Origin of the sequence: Mesorhizobium carmichaelinearum (assembly GCF_900199455.1) — a bacterium.
GTDB lineage: Bacteria > Pseudomonadota > Alphaproteobacteria > Rhizobiales > Rhizobiaceae > Mesorhizobium > Mesorhizobium carmichaelinearum.
Window position 1 is genome coordinate 260,379 of sequence record NZ_FZQR01000010.1, and the last position, 18,588, is coordinate 278,966.

The 18,588-nt window shown below is 62.6% G+C and carries 14 protein-coding genes; 12 read left to right on the forward strand and 2 right to left on the reverse strand.

Annotated features, from left to right (window positions below; translation table 11 throughout):
• Window positions 1–39: 39 nt before the first annotated feature.
• Window positions 40–1,842 carry an NAD(P)/FAD-dependent oxidoreductase gene (locus CKW40_RS23585; protein ID WP_095202245.1) on the reverse strand — a complete coding sequence of 601 codons (1,803 nt, stop codon included), beginning with the start codon at window positions 1,840–1,842 and terminating at the stop codon, window positions 40–42.
• Between the two features lie 504 nt (window positions 1,843–2,346).
• Between CKW40_RS23585 and CKW40_RS23590 the strand changes: the two genes are divergently transcribed.
• The 9 genes from CKW40_RS23590 (at window position 2,347) to CKW40_RS23630 (ending at window position 13,113) form a co-directional block, all read left to right on the forward strand.
• Window positions 2,347–4,128 carry an acetolactate synthase 3 large subunit gene (locus CKW40_RS23590; protein ID WP_095202246.1) on the forward strand — a complete coding sequence of 594 codons (1,782 nt, stop codon included), beginning with the start codon at window positions 2,347–2,349 and terminating at the stop codon, window positions 4,126–4,128.
• Between the two features lie 78 nt (window positions 4,129–4,206).
• Window positions 4,207–4,782: an acetolactate synthase small subunit gene (gene ilvN, locus CKW40_RS23595; protein WP_095202247.1), complete on the forward strand. Its 576-nt coding sequence runs from the start codon at window positions 4,207–4,209 to the stop codon at window positions 4,780–4,782.
• Window positions 4,783–4,902: 120 nt separating this feature from the next.
• Window positions 4,903–5,499 (forward strand): LysE family translocator, encoded by a 597-nt coding sequence (locus CKW40_RS23600; RefSeq protein ID WP_095202248.1) that lies wholly within the window; start codon window positions 4,903–4,905, stop codon window positions 5,497–5,499.
• 213 nt (window positions 5,500–5,712) lie between these two features.
• Window positions 5,713–6,978: an efflux RND transporter periplasmic adaptor subunit gene (locus CKW40_RS23605; protein WP_095202249.1), complete on the forward strand. Its 1,266-nt coding sequence runs from the start codon at window positions 5,713–5,715 to the stop codon at window positions 6,976–6,978.
• Complete coding sequence (locus CKW40_RS23610) at window positions 6,975–10,136, forward strand: efflux RND transporter permease subunit (RefSeq protein ID WP_095202250.1); 3,162 nt, start codon at window positions 6,975–6,977, stop codon at window positions 10,134–10,136. The genes CKW40_RS23605 and CKW40_RS23610 overlap by 4 nt, the downstream gene beginning before the upstream one ends.
• A 78-nt stretch (window positions 10,137–10,214) precedes the next feature.
• A complete protein-coding gene (gene nthA / locus CKW40_RS23615) occupies window positions 10,215–10,838 on the forward strand; it encodes a nitrile hydratase subunit alpha (protein WP_095202251.1) in 624 nt (207 codons plus the stop codon).
• Window positions 10,835–11,494: a nitrile hydratase subunit beta gene (gene nthB, locus CKW40_RS23620; protein WP_095202252.1), complete on the forward strand. Its 660-nt coding sequence runs from the start codon at window positions 10,835–10,837 to the stop codon at window positions 11,492–11,494. Before nthA ends, nthB begins: the two co-directional genes overlap by 4 nt.
• Window positions 11,481–11,840 (forward strand): nitrile hydratase accessory protein, encoded by a 360-nt coding sequence (locus tag CKW40_RS23625; protein WP_095202253.1) that lies wholly within the window; start codon window positions 11,481–11,483, stop codon window positions 11,838–11,840. The genes nthB and CKW40_RS23625 overlap by 14 nt, the downstream gene beginning before the upstream one ends.
• Window positions 11,841–11,985: 145 nt before the next feature.
• Window positions 11,986–13,113 (forward strand): ATP-dependent DNA helicase, encoded by a 1,128-nt coding sequence (locus CKW40_RS23630; protein ID WP_095202254.1) that lies wholly within the window; start codon window positions 11,986–11,988, stop codon window positions 13,111–13,113.
• Between the two features lie 2 nt (window positions 13,114–13,115).
• Here the strand turns inward: CKW40_RS23630 and CKW40_RS23635 are convergent, their stop codons facing one another.
• Window positions 13,116–13,535: a SpoIIAA family protein gene (locus CKW40_RS23635; protein ID WP_095202255.1), complete on the reverse strand. Its 420-nt coding sequence runs from the start codon at window positions 13,533–13,535 to the stop codon at window positions 13,116–13,118.
• A gap of 161 nt (window positions 13,536–13,696) precedes the next feature.
• Here CKW40_RS23635 and CKW40_RS23640 point away from each other — a divergent pair, with 161 nt between their 5' ends.
• From CKW40_RS23640 to CKW40_RS23650, 3 genes are all read left to right on the forward strand, one after another.
• Entirely contained in the window at window positions 13,697–14,437 is a 741-nt protein-coding gene (locus CKW40_RS23640) for a pyridoxine 5'-phosphate synthase (protein WP_095202256.1), read from the forward strand.
• A 98-nt stretch (window positions 14,438–14,535) separates the two neighbouring features.
• Complete coding sequence (locus CKW40_RS23645; protein ID WP_095202257.1) at window positions 14,536–16,449, forward strand: potassium transporter Kup; 1,914 nt, start codon at window positions 14,536–14,538, stop codon at window positions 16,447–16,449.
• 188 nt (window positions 16,450–16,637) lie between these two features.
• Window positions 16,638–18,557: a potassium transporter Kup gene (locus CKW40_RS23650; protein WP_095202304.1), complete on the forward strand. Its 1,920-nt coding sequence runs from the start codon at window positions 16,638–16,640 to the stop codon at window positions 18,555–18,557.
• Window positions 18,558–18,588: the final 31 nt, after the last annotated feature.

An 18,588-nucleotide genomic window follows, 5' to 3' on the forward strand; every position in this document is an offset into this window, starting at 1 on the left:
ATTGCCGATGGGGGATGGCGGACCTCCCGAGCTTACCGGCTATCCCTTGTGGTGCACCGTCTGCAGCCCGTAGACCGGCGTCGGCAGTCCGGCATGCCTGGCTTTCAGCTGCAGCGACAGGAACTGCGAATAGTGGCGCGACTGGTGCAGATTGCCGCCATGGAACCACAATGACTCCTGCTGCGTCGGCTTCCACATGTTGCGCAGCTCGCCTTCCCAGGGGCCGGGATCCTTGGTGGTGTTGGAGCCGAGGCCCCAGCATTTGCCGACCTTGTCGGCCGTTTCGCGCGAGATCAGATCGGCGGCCCAGCCGTTCATCGAGCCGTAGCCGGTGGCGTAGACGATGAGGTCCGCGGGCAGTTCCGATCCGTCGCTGAGCACAACCGAATGCTGCTTGATCTCTTCGACGTCGACCCCGCTCTTCAGCTTGATCGAACCATCGATGATAAGCTGGGAGGCGCCGACGTCGATATAATAGCCGGAGCCGCGCCTGAGGTACTTCATGAACAGGCCGGACTCGTCGTCGCCCCAGTCGAGCATGAAACCTACCTTTTCCAGTCCCTTGTAGAACGCCGCGTCGCGTTTCTTCATCTCGGCATAGGCCGGGATCTGGAACTCGTGCAGGATCTTGTAGGGCAGCGAAGCAAAAATCAGATCGGCCTTGGCCGTGGTGATGCCGTTCTGCACTGCCTGCTCCGAATAGAGCGAACCCAGTCCGATTTCCATCAACGTGTCGGATCTGGAGATATGGGTGCTCGAGCGCTGCACCATGGTGACGTCGGCGCCGGCTTCCCATAGGGCGGCGGCGATGTCATGGGCGGAATTGTTGGAGCCGATGACAACGGCCTTTTTGCCGGCATAGGCGTCTGGGCCAGGGTGCTTCGAGGAGTGATGGTGGTCACCCTTGAAGGTCTCCATGCCCTTGAATTTCGGCAGATTGGCCTTGCCGGATTGTCCGGTCGCCAGCACCAGCTGCTTCGGCTTCAGGGTGATGTCCTTGCCGTCGCGGTGGACGACGACCGTCCACTCCTTCTTCTTGTCGTCATAGGAGGCGCTCTTGGCCTCCGTCGAGGACCAATAGTTCAGTTCCATCACCTTGGTGTACATTTCCAGCCAGTCGCCGATCTTGTCCTTGGGCGAGAAGACCGGCCAGTTCTTGGGGAAATCGATGTAGGGCAGATGGTCGTACCAGACCGGATCGTGCAGGCAGAGCGACTTGTAGCGCTTGCGCCAGCTGTCGCCGGCCCGCTCGTTCTTCTCGACGATGATGGTCGGGACGCCGAGCTGCCGCAGCCTTGCGCCGAGCGCGATGCCGCCCTGGCCGCCGCCGATGATGAGCGTGTAGGGCTGCGTCTTGAAGCCGAGCTCGGCGGCTTCCTTCTCGCGCTCTTCCTTCCATGTCGGACGGTTCTTGCCCGAGCCATGCTTGGCGCCCATCGGCCGCGCGAAGCCAGCCGGTTCCTCATGGCCTTTCAATTCGGCCATGGTGGTCAGCAGCGTCCAGATCTTGCCGTCCTTCAGCCTGATATGGCCAAAGCCGCGCGCCAGTTCGGTCTCGAAACTGATCCAGCCCTCGATCAGCCCGCCGCTCTCGGTCGCGTCCTCACCCTTGGCGAGCGTCCAATGCGACGGCTTTGTCTTCGCCAGCTGGCTTTCCAGCATGTCGCGCACCTGCTCCCGGCCTTCCATGGTCTTGATGTTCCAGGTGAAGGTGACGAGGTCGCGCCAGTAGCAATCCTCCTGGAAACAGCCGACGGCCTTGTCGATGTCATTGGTGGCGAGAGCGCCGCCGAACTTGTCGAGCAGGTCGGACAGTTTCTTGCTTGGGGCCTTGTCGAGCATAAGTTTTCCTCCGTGAAATCCTGGCCGTCGTGGTGGCTCCTCCCGAGCCAGACGATTAAGTATCGGCAGAGAGGACGGCGTTCGTCACGCCCCACCATAGTTTCGCGTGGCTTCAAGGACTTATCCGGAAAATGCTGCTTGCGAGCCGGTCTGGGTTTGCGTGATGTGGGCACGATGCAGTGTCCATCGCGAAATCGTGACGGCCATTTGTCGAATTGCGGAGCGCCTTCATCGCCGTCGCGATTTTTGCCGTTGCCTTCATCGCCGTCGCGATTTTTGCCGTTGACAGGGCGCCTTGCCCGCCCGTAGTGTCCGCGACCATGAAAAAGGCACTCATTCTCGTAGGAAGGCGCGTGGGCAAGGCGGTGTAACCGCCGGGCGAAAACCTCCCATGCGCAACACACAGGCTCCCTCGGGGGCCTTTTTTATTGCCTGAAACACGACTAAACGACCGATAACACCCAAGTGGCAACGCCCAAGTGGCGACAGTACGGGACCAGACCGATGAGCAACGGACAGAGTGAGCGGCGCGAGATGACAGGCGCCGAAATGGTGGTGCAGGCGCTGAAGGACAATGGCGTCAAGCATGTCTTCGGCTATCCCGGCGGCGCAGTTCTTCCGATCTACGACGAGATCTTCCAGCAGGACGATGTCGAGCACATTCTCGTGCGCCACGAGCAGGGCGCCGGCCACGCGGCTGAGGGCTATGCGCGCTCGACAGGCAAGGCCGGCGTCATGCTGGTGACATCAGGCCCCGGCGCCACCAATGCGGTGACGCCGCTGCAGGACGCGCTGATGGATTCGATCCCGCTGGTCTGCCTGACCGGGCAGGTGCCGACCTCTCTCATCGGTTCCGATGCCTTCCAGGAGTGCGATACAGTTGGCATTACGCGACCCTGCACCAAGCACAATTGGCTGGTGAAGGACGTGAATGAGCTCGCCGCGACCATCCACGAGGCTTTTCACGTCGCCACCACGGGCCGTCCCGGTCCGGTGGTGGTCGACATCCCCAAGGACGTGCAGTTCGCCAAGGGGTTTTATGTCCCGCCGCAGATCGCGCCGCGCACCAGCTACCAGCCCAAGGTCCAGGGCGATCTGGAGAAGATCAAGGCAGCAGTCGAGCTGATGGCTGCTGCCCGGAAGCCGATCATCTATTCGGGCGGCGGCGTCATCAATTCCGGTCCGGAAGCGAGCCATCTGCTGCGCGAATTGGTCGACCTCACCGGCTTCCCGATCACCTCGACCCTGATGGGTCTCGGCGCCTATCCGGCATCGGGCAAGAACTGGGTCGGCATGCTCGGCATGCACGGCACCTATGAAGCCAACATGGCCATGCATGATTGCGACGTGATGATCTGCATCGGCGCACGCTTTGACGACCGCATCACCGGGCGGCTCAATGCATTTTCGCCGAACTCGAAGAAGATCCACATCGACATCGATCCGTCGTCGATCAACAAGAACGTGCACACCGAAGTGCCGATCATCGGCGATGTCGGCCGGGTGCTGGAGGATATGGTGCGGCTGTGGCGGGCCACCGCCAAGGCCGACAAGAAGGCGCTCTACCCCTGGTGGGAGCAGATCGCCAAATGGCGCGGTCGCGATTCACTCGCCTACAAGATGAACCACGACGTGATCATGCCGCAATACGCCATCCAGCGGCTCTACGAACTGACCAAGGACAAGGACACCTACATCACCACCGAGGTCGGCCAGCACCAGATGTGGGCCGCGCAGCATTATCATTTCGAAAAGCCGAACCGCTGGATGACGTCGGGCGGTCTCGGCACGATGGGTTATGGCCTGCCGGCAGCGCTCGGCGTGCAGATCGCGCATCCCGATGCGCTGGTCATCGACATTGCCGGCGACGCCTCGGTGCAGATGACGATGCAGGAAATGAGTGCGGCGGTGCAGTACAAGGCGCCGATCAAGATCTTCATCCTCAACAACCAGTATATGGGCATGGTGCGCCAGTGGCAGCAGCTGCTGCACGGCAACCGGCTGTCGCATTCCTACACGGAGGCGATGCCGGACTTCGTCAAGCTGGCCGAAGCCTATGGCGGCCACGGCATACGCTGCGAGAAGCCGGACGAGCTGGACGACGCCATCAAGGAGATGATCTCGGTCAAGAAACCCGTGCTGTTCGATTGCCGCGTGGCGAACCTCGCCAACTGCTTCCCGATGATCCCGTCTGGCAAGGCGCATAACGAGATGCTGTTGCCGGACGAGGCGACAGATGAAGCGGTGGCCAACGCCATCGACGCCAAGGGCAGGGAACTGGTGTAATCGACGAGCCAAGGCAGGGCTTGTCGAAAGAAGCCGTGCGCAAACAAAGAATTAGATCAAGAATTTGAGATCCATGTCATGAACGCACAGCACCTTCAACCCACCGGCTCCGCCTACTTCATCGCCAAGGAAACGGAACGGCCGGAAAACCACACGCTTTCCGTGCTGGTCGACAACGAACCGGGCGTGCTTGCCCGGGTCATCGGCCTGTTTTCCGGACGTGGCTACAACATCGAGAGCCTGACCGTTTCCGAGACGGAGCATGAGAAGCACCTGTCGCGCATCACCATCGTGACGCGCGGCACGCCGCATGTGCTGGAGCAGATCAAGCATCAGCTCGAGCGCATCGTGCCGGTGCATCGCGTGGTCGATCTGACCGTGCGTTCGCACGAGTTTGGCCAGGAGCGGCCGCTGGAGCGGGAACTGGCGCTGGTCAAGGTCGCCGGCACCGGCGACGCCCGTGTCGAGGCGCTGCGGCTTGCCGACGCCTTCCGCGCCAGCGTCATCGATGCCAACACGGAGCATTTCATCTTCGAGATCACCGGCAAGGGCTCCAAGCTCGACCAGTTCATCGCCATCATGAAGCCGCTCGGCCTGGTCGAGATCTGCCGCACCGGCGTGGCGGCGATGAATCGCGGCCCGCAGGGGATGTAGCTCCCATCGCATCTCAGACAGCCCCGCAGGGGTGAGAGCCTGGCTCGGCCACGGGCCGGCTCTGGCCTTTGTGCGGCTACCGAAAAGAGACAATAGTACTGACGTATCTGGGAGGATATCATGTCACTCGACGCATTCCTCGCACTGCTCGTCTATGCCTTCGTGACCTCGATCACGCCGGGGCCGAACAACCTCATGCTTTTGGCATCGGGGGTGAATTTTGGCATCGCCAGAACCGTTCCGCACATGCTTGGCATCAGCATGGGCTTCCTGGTGCTGTTGCTTGCCGTCGGTCTTGGCCTTGGCGCTGTGTTGACGGCGTTTCCGGCGCTGCACACTGGACTGAAGATCGCCGGTGCCGCCTATCTGCTGTATCTCGCCTGGAAGATCGCCATGTCGCGCTCCTTGAGCGGCAAGGGTGCGGCGGAAGCGCGGCCGATGCGCTTCATCGATGCGGCGGCATTCCAGTGGGTCAACCCCAAGGCCTGGGTGATGGCGATCACCGCCATGGCTGTCTATGCCAATGCCGAGCACCCGTTCCTGTCGGTGGCGTTGATCTCGATTGCCTTCACCATCGTCAACCTGCCGAGCGTTTCGATATGGGCGGGATTCGGCACGGCGCTGCGGGGATTCCTGTCGGATCCGGTGCGACTGAAATGGTTCAACATCGCCATGGGTGTGCTCTTGGCAGCGACCCTTTGGCCGATGCTGAAATAGGGTTCACCGACGGATCGACGGGCCTCGGCCGGCGGCCATGGTGGGCTGCCTACCGATTGTGCAGTGCACATTAAATCTTCGTAATGCCGTGTTTTGGCCCTTTTCCAACAAATGCGTGTCCTATCTATTCGGCGAAATCGCGGCAATCAGCCGTGAGTTGCGCTAGAATACGACCACCTGGCTATGGCGTGTCGGACGGAGAGGCCTTTGTCGATGCGTGGAAAAGTCATTCTTTCATTGCTTGCGATCGCCTGTGCGGGCGCGGCCTGGCTCTACCTTTCGCCCGACGCGCTGGGCAAGGTTCAGCAGCTCATCGGCGTGAAACAGGTCGCGGTATCGGACAAAGCGGCAACCGACAAGCAGGCAGCCGGGGGCAAGCAGGGGGCCGGTGGCAATGGCGCCCGTTCGGCCTCGATCGTTTCGGCGACGGCAACGACGGCCGACTTCCCGATCCGGCGCTATGCCATCGGCTTCGTCTCCTCTCCCGCCGTGGTCAACATCAATGGGCGGGTCTCCAGTCAGATCGTGTCGATCGATGTCAAGGACGGCCAGATGGTGAAGGCCGGCGACGTTCTGTTCCAGCTCGATGACCGCGCGCTCAAGGCACAACTCGCCAAGGACCAGGCCACGCTCGCCAAGGACCAGGCGCTGCTTGCCAGTTCGAATTCCGATCTTCAGCGCGCCAAGGACCTTGTCGCCAAGCAGGCCGGTACGCAGCAGACCTACGACCAGGCCGTTGCCGCGCAGAAGGCGGCGGCCGCGACCGTCGACGCCGACAAGGCGACGATCGACGCCGACAACGTCCAGCTTGGCTTTGCCACCATCACCGCGCCAATTTCCGGCAGGCTTGGCGCCGTCAGCGTTGCCGTCGGTGATCTCGTCACCACCAGCAACGGCAACAGCAGCACGGCGACGCCGCTGGTGACCATCACCGAGATGGACCCGTTGCAGGTCAACTTCAATCTGCCGGAAAGCGACCTTGCGCTGTTGCACAAGGCGCTTGCCAATCCCCAGCAAGGTGCAGTGACCCTGACCAAGGACGGCGACCCGACGCCGATCGGCAAGGGCACGCTCGATTTCGTCGATTCCAGCGTCGACACCGCGTCGGGCACGATCGCCACGCGGGCGAGCATACCGAATGCGGACCTTTCGCTGTGGCCCGGCCAGTATGTGAATGTCGTGCTCGATGCCGGCATCATGCCGCAGATGACCTCCGTTCCGACCGTCGCGGTGCAGCCCAGCCAGAGCGGGCCGTTCGTCTATGTGGTCAAGCCGGACAACACGGTCGAGATGCGGCCGGTGCAGGTGGCGCTGACCGAAGGCCAAAACAGCGCCATCAGCCAGGGCGTGAAGGCCGGTGAGAAAGTGGTCACGGAAGGCCAGACGAGGCTGAAGAATGGCGCCGCTGTGCATGAGGGCGCCGCGGCGGCCGCACCCAAGGTGGCCGAGGCGACCAACACGGGCGAGGCGGCCCGATGATTTCCGAATTCTGCATTCGCAGGCCCGTCGCCACCCTTCTGATGTCGTTCGCCCTCGTGCTGGGCGGACTGTTCGCCTACAAATTCCTGCCGGTGGCGGCACTGCCCAGCGCCGAATTCCCCGTCGTCAACGTCTCGGCTTCGCTGCCGGGCGCCTCGCCGGAAACCATGGCGACATCGGTGGCGACGCCGCTGATCAAGCAATTCGCGACCATCGCCGGCATCGATTCCATTTCGACCACCAACTCGCTCGGCCAGACCTCGATCGCCATCCAGTTCGTGCTCAACCGTGACATCGATGCGGCGGCCGCGGACGTGCAGGCGGCGATCGCGCGCACGCAAAAATCATTGCCGCCGCAAATGACGTCGCCGCCAAGCTACCGCAAGGTCAATCCAGCCGATGCGCCGATCCTCCTGATGTCGCTGGTCAGCGACACGGTTCCGCTGACAGATCTTGATGCCTTCGCGGAAAACGTCATCTCGCCGTCGCTGTCGACCATCGACGGCGTGGCCCAGGTCTCGATTTTCGGCCAGCAGAAATACGCCGTGCGCATCCAGATCGATCCGACAGCGCTTGCCGCGCGCGGCATCTCGATCGACCAGTTGCAGGCGGCGGTCGCGTCGGCCAACAGCAATACGCCTCTCGGTGTGCTGCAGAACAACAAGCAGCAACTGACCATCACCGCCAACACCCAGCTGACCAACGCCGCCGGCTTCTCCAACCTCATCATCGCCACCAAGAATGGCCACCCGGTGCGGCTGGGCGAGGTGACCCGCGTCGTCGATTCGGTGCAGACGACGACGACCGCAAGTTGGTACGACGGCACCCGCGCCATCATCATGGCGGTGCAACGCCAGCCCGACGCCAACACGGTCGACGTCGTCGACAAGGTCAAGGCTATGCTGCCGTCCTTCCAGGACCAGATGCCAGCCGCCGCCCAGATCAAGCTGCTCAACGACCGTTCGACCTCCATCCGTCAGGCCGTCAACGACGTGCAGTTCACGTTGCTGTTGACCATCGCGCTGGTGGTGATGGTGATCTTCGTGTTCCTGCGCCGGGTGACGGCGACCATCATCCCGGCCGTGGCGGTGCCGATCTCGCTGATCGCCACGCTCGGCGCGATGTTCCTGTTCGGCTTTTCCATCGACAACATATCGCTGATGGGCCTGACGCTCGCCGTGGGCCTCGTCGTCGACGACGCCATCGTCATGCTCGAAAACATCTTCCGCCACATGGAGGAGGACGGGCTGTCGGCCTTCGATGCGTCGCTGAAGGGCGCGCGCGAAATCGGCTTCACCATCATCTCGATCTCGATCTCGCTGGTGGCGGTGTTCATCCCTGTGCTTCTGATGGGCGGCGTCATCGGGCGTATCTTCAACGAGTTCGCCGTCGTGGTGACGGTCGCCATCCTGGCTTCGATGTTCGTGTCGCTGACGCTGACGCCGATGCTGTGCTCGCGGCTGCTGTCGGTCACGAAGGCCGATCGCGAAGCGCACGCCCCGGGACACAAGCAGGATCTCATCACACGCGGCTACGACCGGGTTCTGACGTTCTGCCTGCGGCACACCTTCCTGGTGTTCCTCGTCTTTGTCGGCACCGCGGCTGCGTCGGTGTGGCTTATCCAGGTCTCGCCGAAGGGCTTCTTCCCGCAGGAGGATATCAGCCAGATCTCGGTGACGACCATTGCGCGCCAGGACATTTCTTTTGACGCCATGGTGAAGCTGCAGGGGCAGGTGGCAAGCGTCTTTTCCCATTCGCCCTATGTTTCGCATGTGGCATGGTCAGCAGGCAGCGGCAACAATGCACTGAACCAGGGCCAGCTCTATGTGCAGTTGAAGGACAAGAGCCAGCGACCCGACATCGAGAAGGTGCAGGCTGACCTGCGCAAGCAATTGGCTGGTGTGGCGGGCATCGAGACCTACATGCAGCCGGTGCAGAACCTGCGGCTTGGTTCACGGTCGTCGGCCAGCGCTTACCAGCTCGTCGTGCAGGGCCTCGATACCGGCCTGACCGACCAGTGGGCGCAGAAACTGAATGACGCGATGGCGGCCGACCACACGACCTTCACCGACGTCACCAGCGACCTGCAGAACAATGCGCTGCAGGCATCGCTGGTTATCGATCGCGACAAGGCTGCCCAGCTCGGCATCGATACCGACACGCTGCGCTCCGCGCTTTATGGCGGCTTCGGCACCGACCAGGTCTCGACGATCTTCGGTTCGGCCGACAGCTACGAAGTCATCACCGAGCTCGACCCCAAGATCGAGTGGTCACCCGAGCGAATGCTCGCCATCCAGATGCGGACGGCGAGCGGCTCTCTGGTTCCGCTTGGCGCCTTCGCCCGGGTCGACCGCACGGCCGGCGCCTTGACGGTCAACCAGCTCGGCCAGCTTCCCGCCGTGACCATCTCCTACAATCTGCCGCAAGGCGTGGCGCTGGGCGACAGCGTGACGCGCATCAACGCGCTCAAAGAGCAGATCGGCATGCCGACGGCGATCTCGACCACCTTTGCCGGCACGGCCAAGACCTTCCAGGATTCGCTGGCCAACCAGGGCCTGCTGGTCGGCGGCGCGATCCTGACCATCTATATCGTGCTCGGCATCCTGTATGAGAGCTTCATCCATCCGCTCACCATTCTCACCGGCCTGCCGTCGGCGGTGCTGGGTGCGGTTGTTGCCTTGCGCTTCGCCGGCATGGACCTGTCGGTCATCGCGGTGATCGGCATTCTGATGCTGATCGGCATCGTCAAGAAGAACGGCATCATGATGGTCGACGTCGCGCTTGAATTGCGACGAGAGGGCATGTCCGCCAAGGACTCCATCCACAAAGCCTGCCTGATGCGTTTCAGGCCGATCATGATGACGACGCTGGCCGCACTGATGGGCACGTTCCCGATCGCGCTCGGCACCGGCGCCAGCGCCGAACTGCGCCAGCCGCTGGGCGTTGCCGTCGTCGGTGGCCTGCTGGCTTCGCAGGCGCTGACCCTGTTCGTGACACCGGTGATCTACGTCTACATGGAGAATTTCTCGGGCTGGCTGGTCGGGCTGATGCCCAAGCGCAAGTCCGAATTGCCCGTGGTCGAGAGTGCCGACCAGCCTTCGCTGTTCGGCATCAACGACGACATCCCCGTCGAGCCGCAGAAGACGGCCGCCGAATAACCGGCCAGCGGACGCCGATTTCCGCTGGCCCAAGCCGTCATGCTTGCGGTCAGCGGGTCGGAACCGTAATTTGTGGCCATGTCCCATGATCATGACCACGACAACGAACTCGACCCGTTTGCAGCACGCGTGCGGGCGCTGGAGACCATCCTGTCCCGCAAGGGGCTGATCGACCCGGCCGCGATCGACGTCATCGTCGATACCTACGAGACCAAGATCGGCCCGCGCAACGGCGCGAGAGTGGTGGCCAAGGCCTGGAGCGATCCTGCCTATGCGGATTGGCTTAAGCGCGACGCGACGGCGGCGATCGAGTCGCTGAGCTATACCGGCCGCCAGGGCGAGCACATGCAGGCGGTGTTCAATACGGGGGATACCCACAACCTCGTCGTCTGCACGCTGTGCTCCTGCTATCCATGGTCGGTGCTCGGCCTGCCGCCGGTCTGGTACAAGGCGCCGCCCTATCGCTCGCGGGCGGTGATCGATCCGCGCGGCGTGCTCGCGGAATTCGGGCTGACGCTGCCGGCCACCACCAGGATACGCGTCTGGGATTCGACGGCGGAGCTGCGCTATCTCGTCGTGCCGATGCGGCCGGAGGGCACCGAAGGCTGGAGCGAGGAGCAACTGGCCGCGCTGGTGAGCCGCGATGCCATGATCGGCACGGCATTGGCCCAAGAACCGCAACAAGCCGGGGAGCCGGCATGAACGGGCCACAGGATCTCGGCGGACAGATGGGGTTCGGCCCGGTCGCGCCCGAAAGGGATGAACCCTATTTCCACGCGGCCTGGGAGAGGCGGGCGCTCGGCGTGACGCTCTGCGCCGGCAGCATGGGCGCCTGGAACATCGATGAGAGCCGGCACGCGCGGGAATCGCTGCATCCGGCCGACTATTATTCCTCCAGCTACTATCAGATCTGGATCAAGGCGCTGGAGACCCTGCTCAAGCGCCATGGTTTCGTCAGCGAGCGCGATCTCAAGGCGGGCGAGGCGATCGATGCGGCGGCGACCCCGAAACGGGTGCTGAAGGCGGAAAATGTGCCTGCCGTGCTGGCCAAGGGCGGTCCCTGCGACCGGCCGATGGCGGAGCCGGCGCGGTTCAAGGCCGGCGATCCCGTGCGGACCAAAAACTTCAACCCGACCGGCCACACCAGGTTGCCGCGCTATGCGCGCGGTAAGCGGGGCACGATCGAGGCGGTGCGCGACGGCTTCGTCTTTCCCGACAGCAACGCGCATGGGCAAGGCGAAAACCCGCAATGGGTCTATACGGTGGCTTTCGACGGCACAGAAATCTGGGGCGAGGGCGCCGATCCGACGCTAACCGTGTCGATTGACGCCTGGGAGAGCTATCTTGAGCCGGCCTGACGGGACCGCCGCCGATTTGCCCGCTGGCCTCGACGCGCCGGTTTTCGCCGAGCCCTGGCAGGCCGAGGCGTTCGCCATGACGGTGGCGTTGCATGACAAGGGCCTGTTCTCTTGGAGCGAATGGGCGGATGCGCTGTCGGCAGAAGTGAAGAAGCCGGGTGCGGCAGCCGACGGCCATGACTATTACGAGCATTGGCTGGCGGCGCTGGAAGGGCTGCTGACGTCGAAAGGATTGGCTGTCAAATCCGATGTCGATGCAATGGCGCAGGCTTGGGAACGCGCCGCGCATGCCACGCCACACGGTAAGCCGATCCTGCTGGAAAATGATCCCGGACCGACCAGATAGGTCGTAGTGGTCTTATCGGTTGTTCTCTTTACGTTCTTGTCTGCGCCTGATAGCCTTACCGTCGGCGGCGCTGAGGCGTTCGCGACGCGTCGATGATGGTGGCGACTGTCTTGTCTTTCCCTTGCGAATCCGGTCTGTCGCGCTGATGGAATTCTCTCCACAACAGGACGAGGCGCTGCAAGCGGTCGCCCGCTGGCTGCAGGTCGGCAAGCCGCAGCTGTTCCGGCTGTTCGGCTATGCCGGCACCGGCAAAACGACGCTGGCACGCTATTTCGCCGAACATGTCGACGGCCAGGTGCAGTTCGCCGCCTTCACCGGCAAGGCAGCGCAGGTGCTGCGTTCCAAAGGTGCGGTCAATGCCCGTACCATCCATTCGCTGATCTACAGGCCCAAGGGCGAGGAATCGGTCGAGAACGAGGTGACTGGCAAGACCTCGATGTCGCCGACCTTTTCACTCAACCGGCAGAGCCCGATCTCGCGTGCGAAACTGGTCGTCATCGACGAATGTTCGATGGTCGACGAGCAGCTTGGCCGCGACCTGATGAGTTTCGGCACGCCGATCCTGGTGCTGGGCGATCCCGGCCAGTTGCCGCCGATTTCGGGCGGCGGCTTCTTCACCGATCACGAACCGGATTTCCTGCTCACCGAAATCCACCGGCAGGCGCGTGACAATCCGATCCTGCGGCTGGCGCTCGATGTGCGCGAGGGGCGCGAATTCATGCGCGGCGACTATGGCACGGCGCAGGTGATCGGCAAGGAAGACGTCAACCAGGAGCTGGTGCTGAGGGCCGACCAGGTGCTGGTCGGCACCAACCGCACGCGCCGGCGCTACAATCAGCGTCTGCGCGAGCTCAAAGGCTTCAATGCCGACTATCCGCAGGCCGGCGACAAGCTGGTCTGCCTGCGCAACGATCCTGCCAAGGGCCTGCTCAACGGTTCGCTGTGGAAGGTGATGACCTCGTCGCGCGAGACGGTGAAACCGGGCATCAACCTGCTGGTTTCGCCGGAAGAGGACGATCCGGACCGCGGCGTCGCCAAGATCAAGCTGCTCAAGGCGGCGTTCGAGGATCCCGACGCCGACATTCCCTGGCAGCAGAAGAAGCGTTTTGACGATTTCGACTATGGCTATGCGCTGACCGTGCACAAGGCGCAGGGTTCGCAATGGAACGAGATCGTACTGTTCGACGAAAGCTGGGCCTTCAAGGAAACCCGCCAGCGCTGGCTCTATACCGCCATCACCCGGGCGGCCGAGCGGCTGACCATCGTCAGGTAGAGTTATGAGGATGCCTTTTCTCGCACGCCGACTTGCCGGGCCCCGAGCCATTCCCAGGCCTCTTCTTCATCCTCGGCCTTGAAATGCCTGAATTCGATGGGCGACGCCGCGGGCAAGGCGTGTCGCGCGTCCGGCGTCCAGTCCGGCGTGCCGATCGCCGCGCAACGGCCTATATGCTCCAGTGCATGGACGGCGCCCTGTTTGAGGGTTTCGTCGGAGATGTCGGCCCAATCGACGCCGTCGTGATCGACCATGCGCACGGCCACGTCGATTCGCTTATGGAGCGCGTAGGCCGCCTCCAGCAGGCCGAACAGGTTTTCCGCATCGGCCGCCGAGACATGCCCGACCACATCGATGGCGAACAGGTCGTCGCGAGCGGTGTCGATGCGACGGATCGCCGGCACGGATTGCAGGAAATTCACGGCAGGGCCTCCTTTGGTGAAAGAACGCTGGTCTTCTGGAACACCGGAAACCCCTATCTGTTCCCGTTAAAGACGCTATAGATGCCCGGTCTCAAGCGCGCCGCGGCTGAATTTGTGGCTTTTGGCGCACCGTCAACCCGCCTGTTTCACGGACGCCAGCCATGCCTGCAAAGCTTTCCGTCAACCTCAACGCCATCGCCATGCTGCGCAACCGGCGCGACCTGCCATGGCCGAGCGTCATCGGCATTGGCCGGCTTGCGCTTGCCGCCGGAGCGCATGGGCTGACGGTCCACCCGCGCCCCGACGAGCGTCACACACGCCATTCCGACCTGCCGCAGATCCGAGCGCTGATCGACGATGAGTTCCCGCAGGCGGAGTTCAACATCGAGGGTTACCCGAGCGAGGATTTCCTGGCGCTTGTGGAAAAGCATCAGCCCGAACAGGTGACGCTGGTTCCCGATGATCCGGCACAGGCAACCTCCGACCATGGCTGGAACTTCGTCGCCGATGCGGCGTTCCTGACACCGATCGTCAAACGTCTGAAGAAGGGTGGCTTCAGGGTGTCGCTGTTTTCCGATGCCGATCCCGCCGGCATGACGGCCGTGCGCGATACCGGGGCCGACCGGATCGAGCTCTATACCGGCCCTTATGGCAGCTACCATTCCGATTCCGCAAAGGCGGCCAAGGAAGTGGAAAGATTGGGGAAAACCGCCGATGCGGCATTCGCCGCCGGTCTCCAGGTCAATGCCGGCCACGATCTGACGGTGGGCAATCTGCCCGCCCTGGCCAAGCGCATTCCGGCATTGGCCGAAGTGTCAATCGGACATGGGTTGACAGCCGACGCGTTGGAGTATGGCATGGCCGGCACGGTGGGCCGGTTCCTCAGAGCCTGCGGCTGGTAGGGGTAGAGCTTCGCTTTGCGGGTATGGCAGCCATAGCGTGCAATTGACGTCGCATCGCAGCATGCGTGAAGCACCGCGCGCTCGTCGGGGAGTGGTCCATGGACCTTGCCAGTCGCGGTAGCGAGGCCGAAGCCGTCGAGCAATCGAGCCATTCCGGAGCCGAACAGCACAGCACCAAGGTCCTGATGCTGGGCGCGCTCGGCGTTGTCTATGGCGATATCGGCACCAGTCCGATCTACGCCTTCCGTGAGGCGCTTCACGCTTCGCCCGGTATCGATACGCGCACTCACGTGCTTGGCGTGCTGTCGCTGATCGTCTGGGCGCTAACGATCATCGTGACCATAAAATATGTCGCCTTCGTGCTTCGTGCCGACAACAAGGGCGAAGGCGGCACGTTGTCGCTGATGTCGCTGGCGCGCAGCGCCTATCCCAAGGGTGCGCGACTCATCCTGGCGATCGGCCTTTGCGGCGCGGCGCTGTTTTTCGGCGATTCGATCATCACACCGGCCATCTCCGTGCTGTCGGCTGTCGAAGGCCTCAAGGTGGTGACCCCGACGCTGGACGCTTACGTCGTGCCGATCACGCTGCTCATCCTGGCCATCCTGTTCTCGGTGCAACGCTTCGGCACGGGAAAGGTGGCGGCGGTGTTCGGGCCGGTGACCGCGCTGTGGTTCCTGGCTATCGGCGTAGCCGGGCTTTATCACCTGATGGACGATCCATCGATCCTGTTGGCCATCAATCCGTATCACGCGGTCGCCTATCTGGTCAGCACACCCACGGCCGCCTTTGTCACTGTCGGCGCGGTGTTCCTGGCGGTGACCGGGGCCGAGGCGCTTTATGTCGATCTCGGCCATTTTGGGCGCAAGCCTATCGTGCTGGCGTGGTTTTCCGTGGTTTTCCCCTGCCTGCTGCTCAACTATTTCGGGCAGGGTGCCTTTGTGCTGGCCAATGGCGGGAGGCCGACCAATCCATTCTTCCAGATGCTGCCTGACTGGGCACTGATGCCGATGGTGGGACTGGCGACGGCCGCGACCGTCATCGCCAGCCAGGCAGTCATATCAGGTGCTTTTTCGCTGACCCGCCAGGCGGTGCAGCTCAACCTTCTGCCACGCATCGAGGTGCAGCATACGTCCGAAATGAAACTCGGCCAGATCTACATGCCCCGCGTCAATCTGCTCATCGCCTTGGGGGTGATGCTGCTGGTCGTCGGTTTCGGCAGCTCGAGTTCGCTGGCTTCCGCCTATGGCATCTCGGTGACCGGCGAAATGCTGATGACGACGATCCTGCTGTTCGTTGTCATGCGCAAGCTGTGGAAATGGACACTGGCGGTCGCCCTGCCGCTGACCTTGCTGTTCGGTATTATCGACAGCGGCTTCTTCCTGGCAAACATCGTGAAGATATTCGAAGGCGGTTGGGTATCGATCACGGTTGCCTGCCTAATGGGGTTGATCATGGGGACCTGGATACGCGGCACCCGCTATCTGTTCGACAAGACCCGCCGCAACGAGATCCCGCTCGATTTCCTCGCCGCCAATCTCTTGAAGAAGAAGCCGCACCTGGTGTCGGGTACCGCAGTGTTCCTGACCAGCGATCCGCTCAGCGCGCCAACCGCACTGATGCACAGCCTGAAGCACTACAAAGTGCTGCACGAGCAGAACGTCATCCTTTCGGTGGTGACGGCGCCGCAGCCGGTGGTGCCGGACAGCGACCGGGTCAAGATGGAGACGGTCAACGAGCTGTTCATGCGGGTGACGCTGACCTTCGGCTATATGGAACAGCCCAACATCCCGCGCGCGCTGGCGATCTGCCGCAAGCAGGGCTGGAAGTTCGACATCATGACGACGTCGTTCTTCCTGTCGCGGCGCTCGCTCAAGGCCTCGCCGAATTCCGGCATGCCGGTGTGGCAGGACCGGCTGTTCATCGGCCTGGCGCGCACGGCAGCCGATGCGACCGAATATTTCCAGATCCCGACCGGGCGTGTCGTGGAAATCGGCACGCAAGTCGCTATCTAAAGCAGATACGGCAGGTATTATTGGGCGCCCGCCATGCCCTCGCAGCCGCGAATTCAGCCCGCGACCATTGGATTACAGGCCATTTCCCAAGGAGCCTAGCGTTGCCGGCATGGGAGCCATTACGTGACGGCACTTGATATTGCATTGCAGCAAGCGTAGAGCACCGCGCGCTTATCGGAGTGTCGTCCATGGCCCTTGCCAATGCTGGTAGTGAGGCAGAACCCGTCGAACAGTCGAGCCATCCGGAGATCGAACAGCATAGCACCAAGGTGCTGATGCTGGGCGCGCTGGGCGTGGTGTATGGGGATATCGGCACCAGCCCGATCTATGCCTTTCGCGAGGCGCTGGTGGCGTCGTCCCACGGCACGGTTGCTGATCGCGGCGATATTCTCGGTGTGCTGTCGCTGATCATCTGGTCGCTGACGATTACGGTTACGATAAAATACATCATGTTCGTGCTGCGCGCCGACAACCGCGGCGAGGGCGGCGTGCTGTCGCTGATGGCGCTGGCACGCGGCAGTTTCCCCAAGCGCTCGGCGGTGATCCTGGGTATCGGTATCGTTGGCGCCTCGCTGTTTTTCGGCGATGCGGTCATCACCCCGGCGATTTCGGTGCTTTCGGCGGTCGAGGGCATGAATGTCGTCACGCCCGCTTTCCAGCCTTATGTGGTGCCGCTGACCCTGGTCATCCTCGCCATGGTGTTCGCGGTGCAGCGCTTCGGCACGGGCGGGGTGGGATTGGTGTTCGGCCCGGTGACCGCGGTCTGGTTCCTGGCCATCGGCCTTTCCGGCCTGAAACATATCATCAACGATCCGGAAATCCTGCTGGCGATCAGCCCGCACTATATCGTCGCCTTCCTGATCCATTCGCCGGACGTCGCCTTCGTCACGGTCGGCGCTGTCTTCCTCGCCGTGACCGGCGCGGAAGCGCTCTATGCCGATCTCGGTCATTTCGGCCGCAAACCGATCGTACTTGCCTGGCTGGCGATCGTTTTTCCCTGCCTGCTGCTTAATTATGCCGGGCAGGGCGCCTTCGTGCTGGCCAAGAATGGCATCGTCGGCCATCCGTTCTTCGAGATGAACGAGGGTTGGGCGCTGATCCCGATGGTCGTGCTGGCGACCGCCGCGACGGTCATCGCCAGCCAGGCGGTGATTTCGGGTGCCTTCTCGCTGACCAGGCAGGCGGTGCAGCTCAACATGCTGCCGCGGCTGGAAATCCTGCACACGTCGGAAAGACAGTCCGGCCAGATCTACATGCCGCGTGTCAACCTGTTGCTGGCGCTGGTGGTGATGATGCTGGTGGTCGGCTTTGGCGAGTCCAGCAAGCTCGCCTCGGCTTACGGCATCTCGGTGACCGGCAACATGCTGGTGACGACGGTGCTGCTCTATGTCGTGATGACCCGCATCTGGAAATGGAAGCTGATGGTGGCGATCCCACTGACCGCACTGTTTGCCTTCATCGACGTCGGCTTCTTTGCGTCCAACATCGTCAAGGTGTTCGAAGGTGGCTGGGCTTCGCTTGCGGTGGCCTTCACCATCGTGCTGGGCATGTGGACCTGGGTGCGCGGCAGCCGCTATCTGTTCGACAAGACTCGCCGCAACGAGATCCCGCTCGATTTCCTCGCCGGCAATCTGCTGAAGAAGAAGCCTCAGCTGGTGTCCGGCACCGCGGTGTTCCTGACCAGCGATCCGCTCAGCGCGCCAACCGCTCTGATGCACAGCCTGAAGCACTACAAGGTGCTGCATGAGCAGAACGTCATCCTTTCGGTGGTGACCGCGCCGCAGCCGGTGGTGCCCGACAGCGAGCGGGTCAAGATGGAGACGGTCAACGAGCTGTTCATGCGGGTGACGCTGACCTTCGGCTACATGGAGCAGCCCAACATCCCGCGCGCGCTGGCGATCTGCCGTAAGCAGGGCTGGAAGTTCGACATCATGACGACGTCGTTCTTCCTGTCGCGGCGCTCGCTCAAGGCCTCGCCCAATTCCGGCATGCCGGTGTGGCAGGACAAGCTGTTCATCGGCCTGGCCCGCACGGCCGCCGATGCGACCGAATATTTCCAGATCCCGACCGGGCGTGTGGTAGAAATCGGGACGCAGGTGGCGATCTGATCGGCTGATCGCCTCGACCTAACGGGAGGCG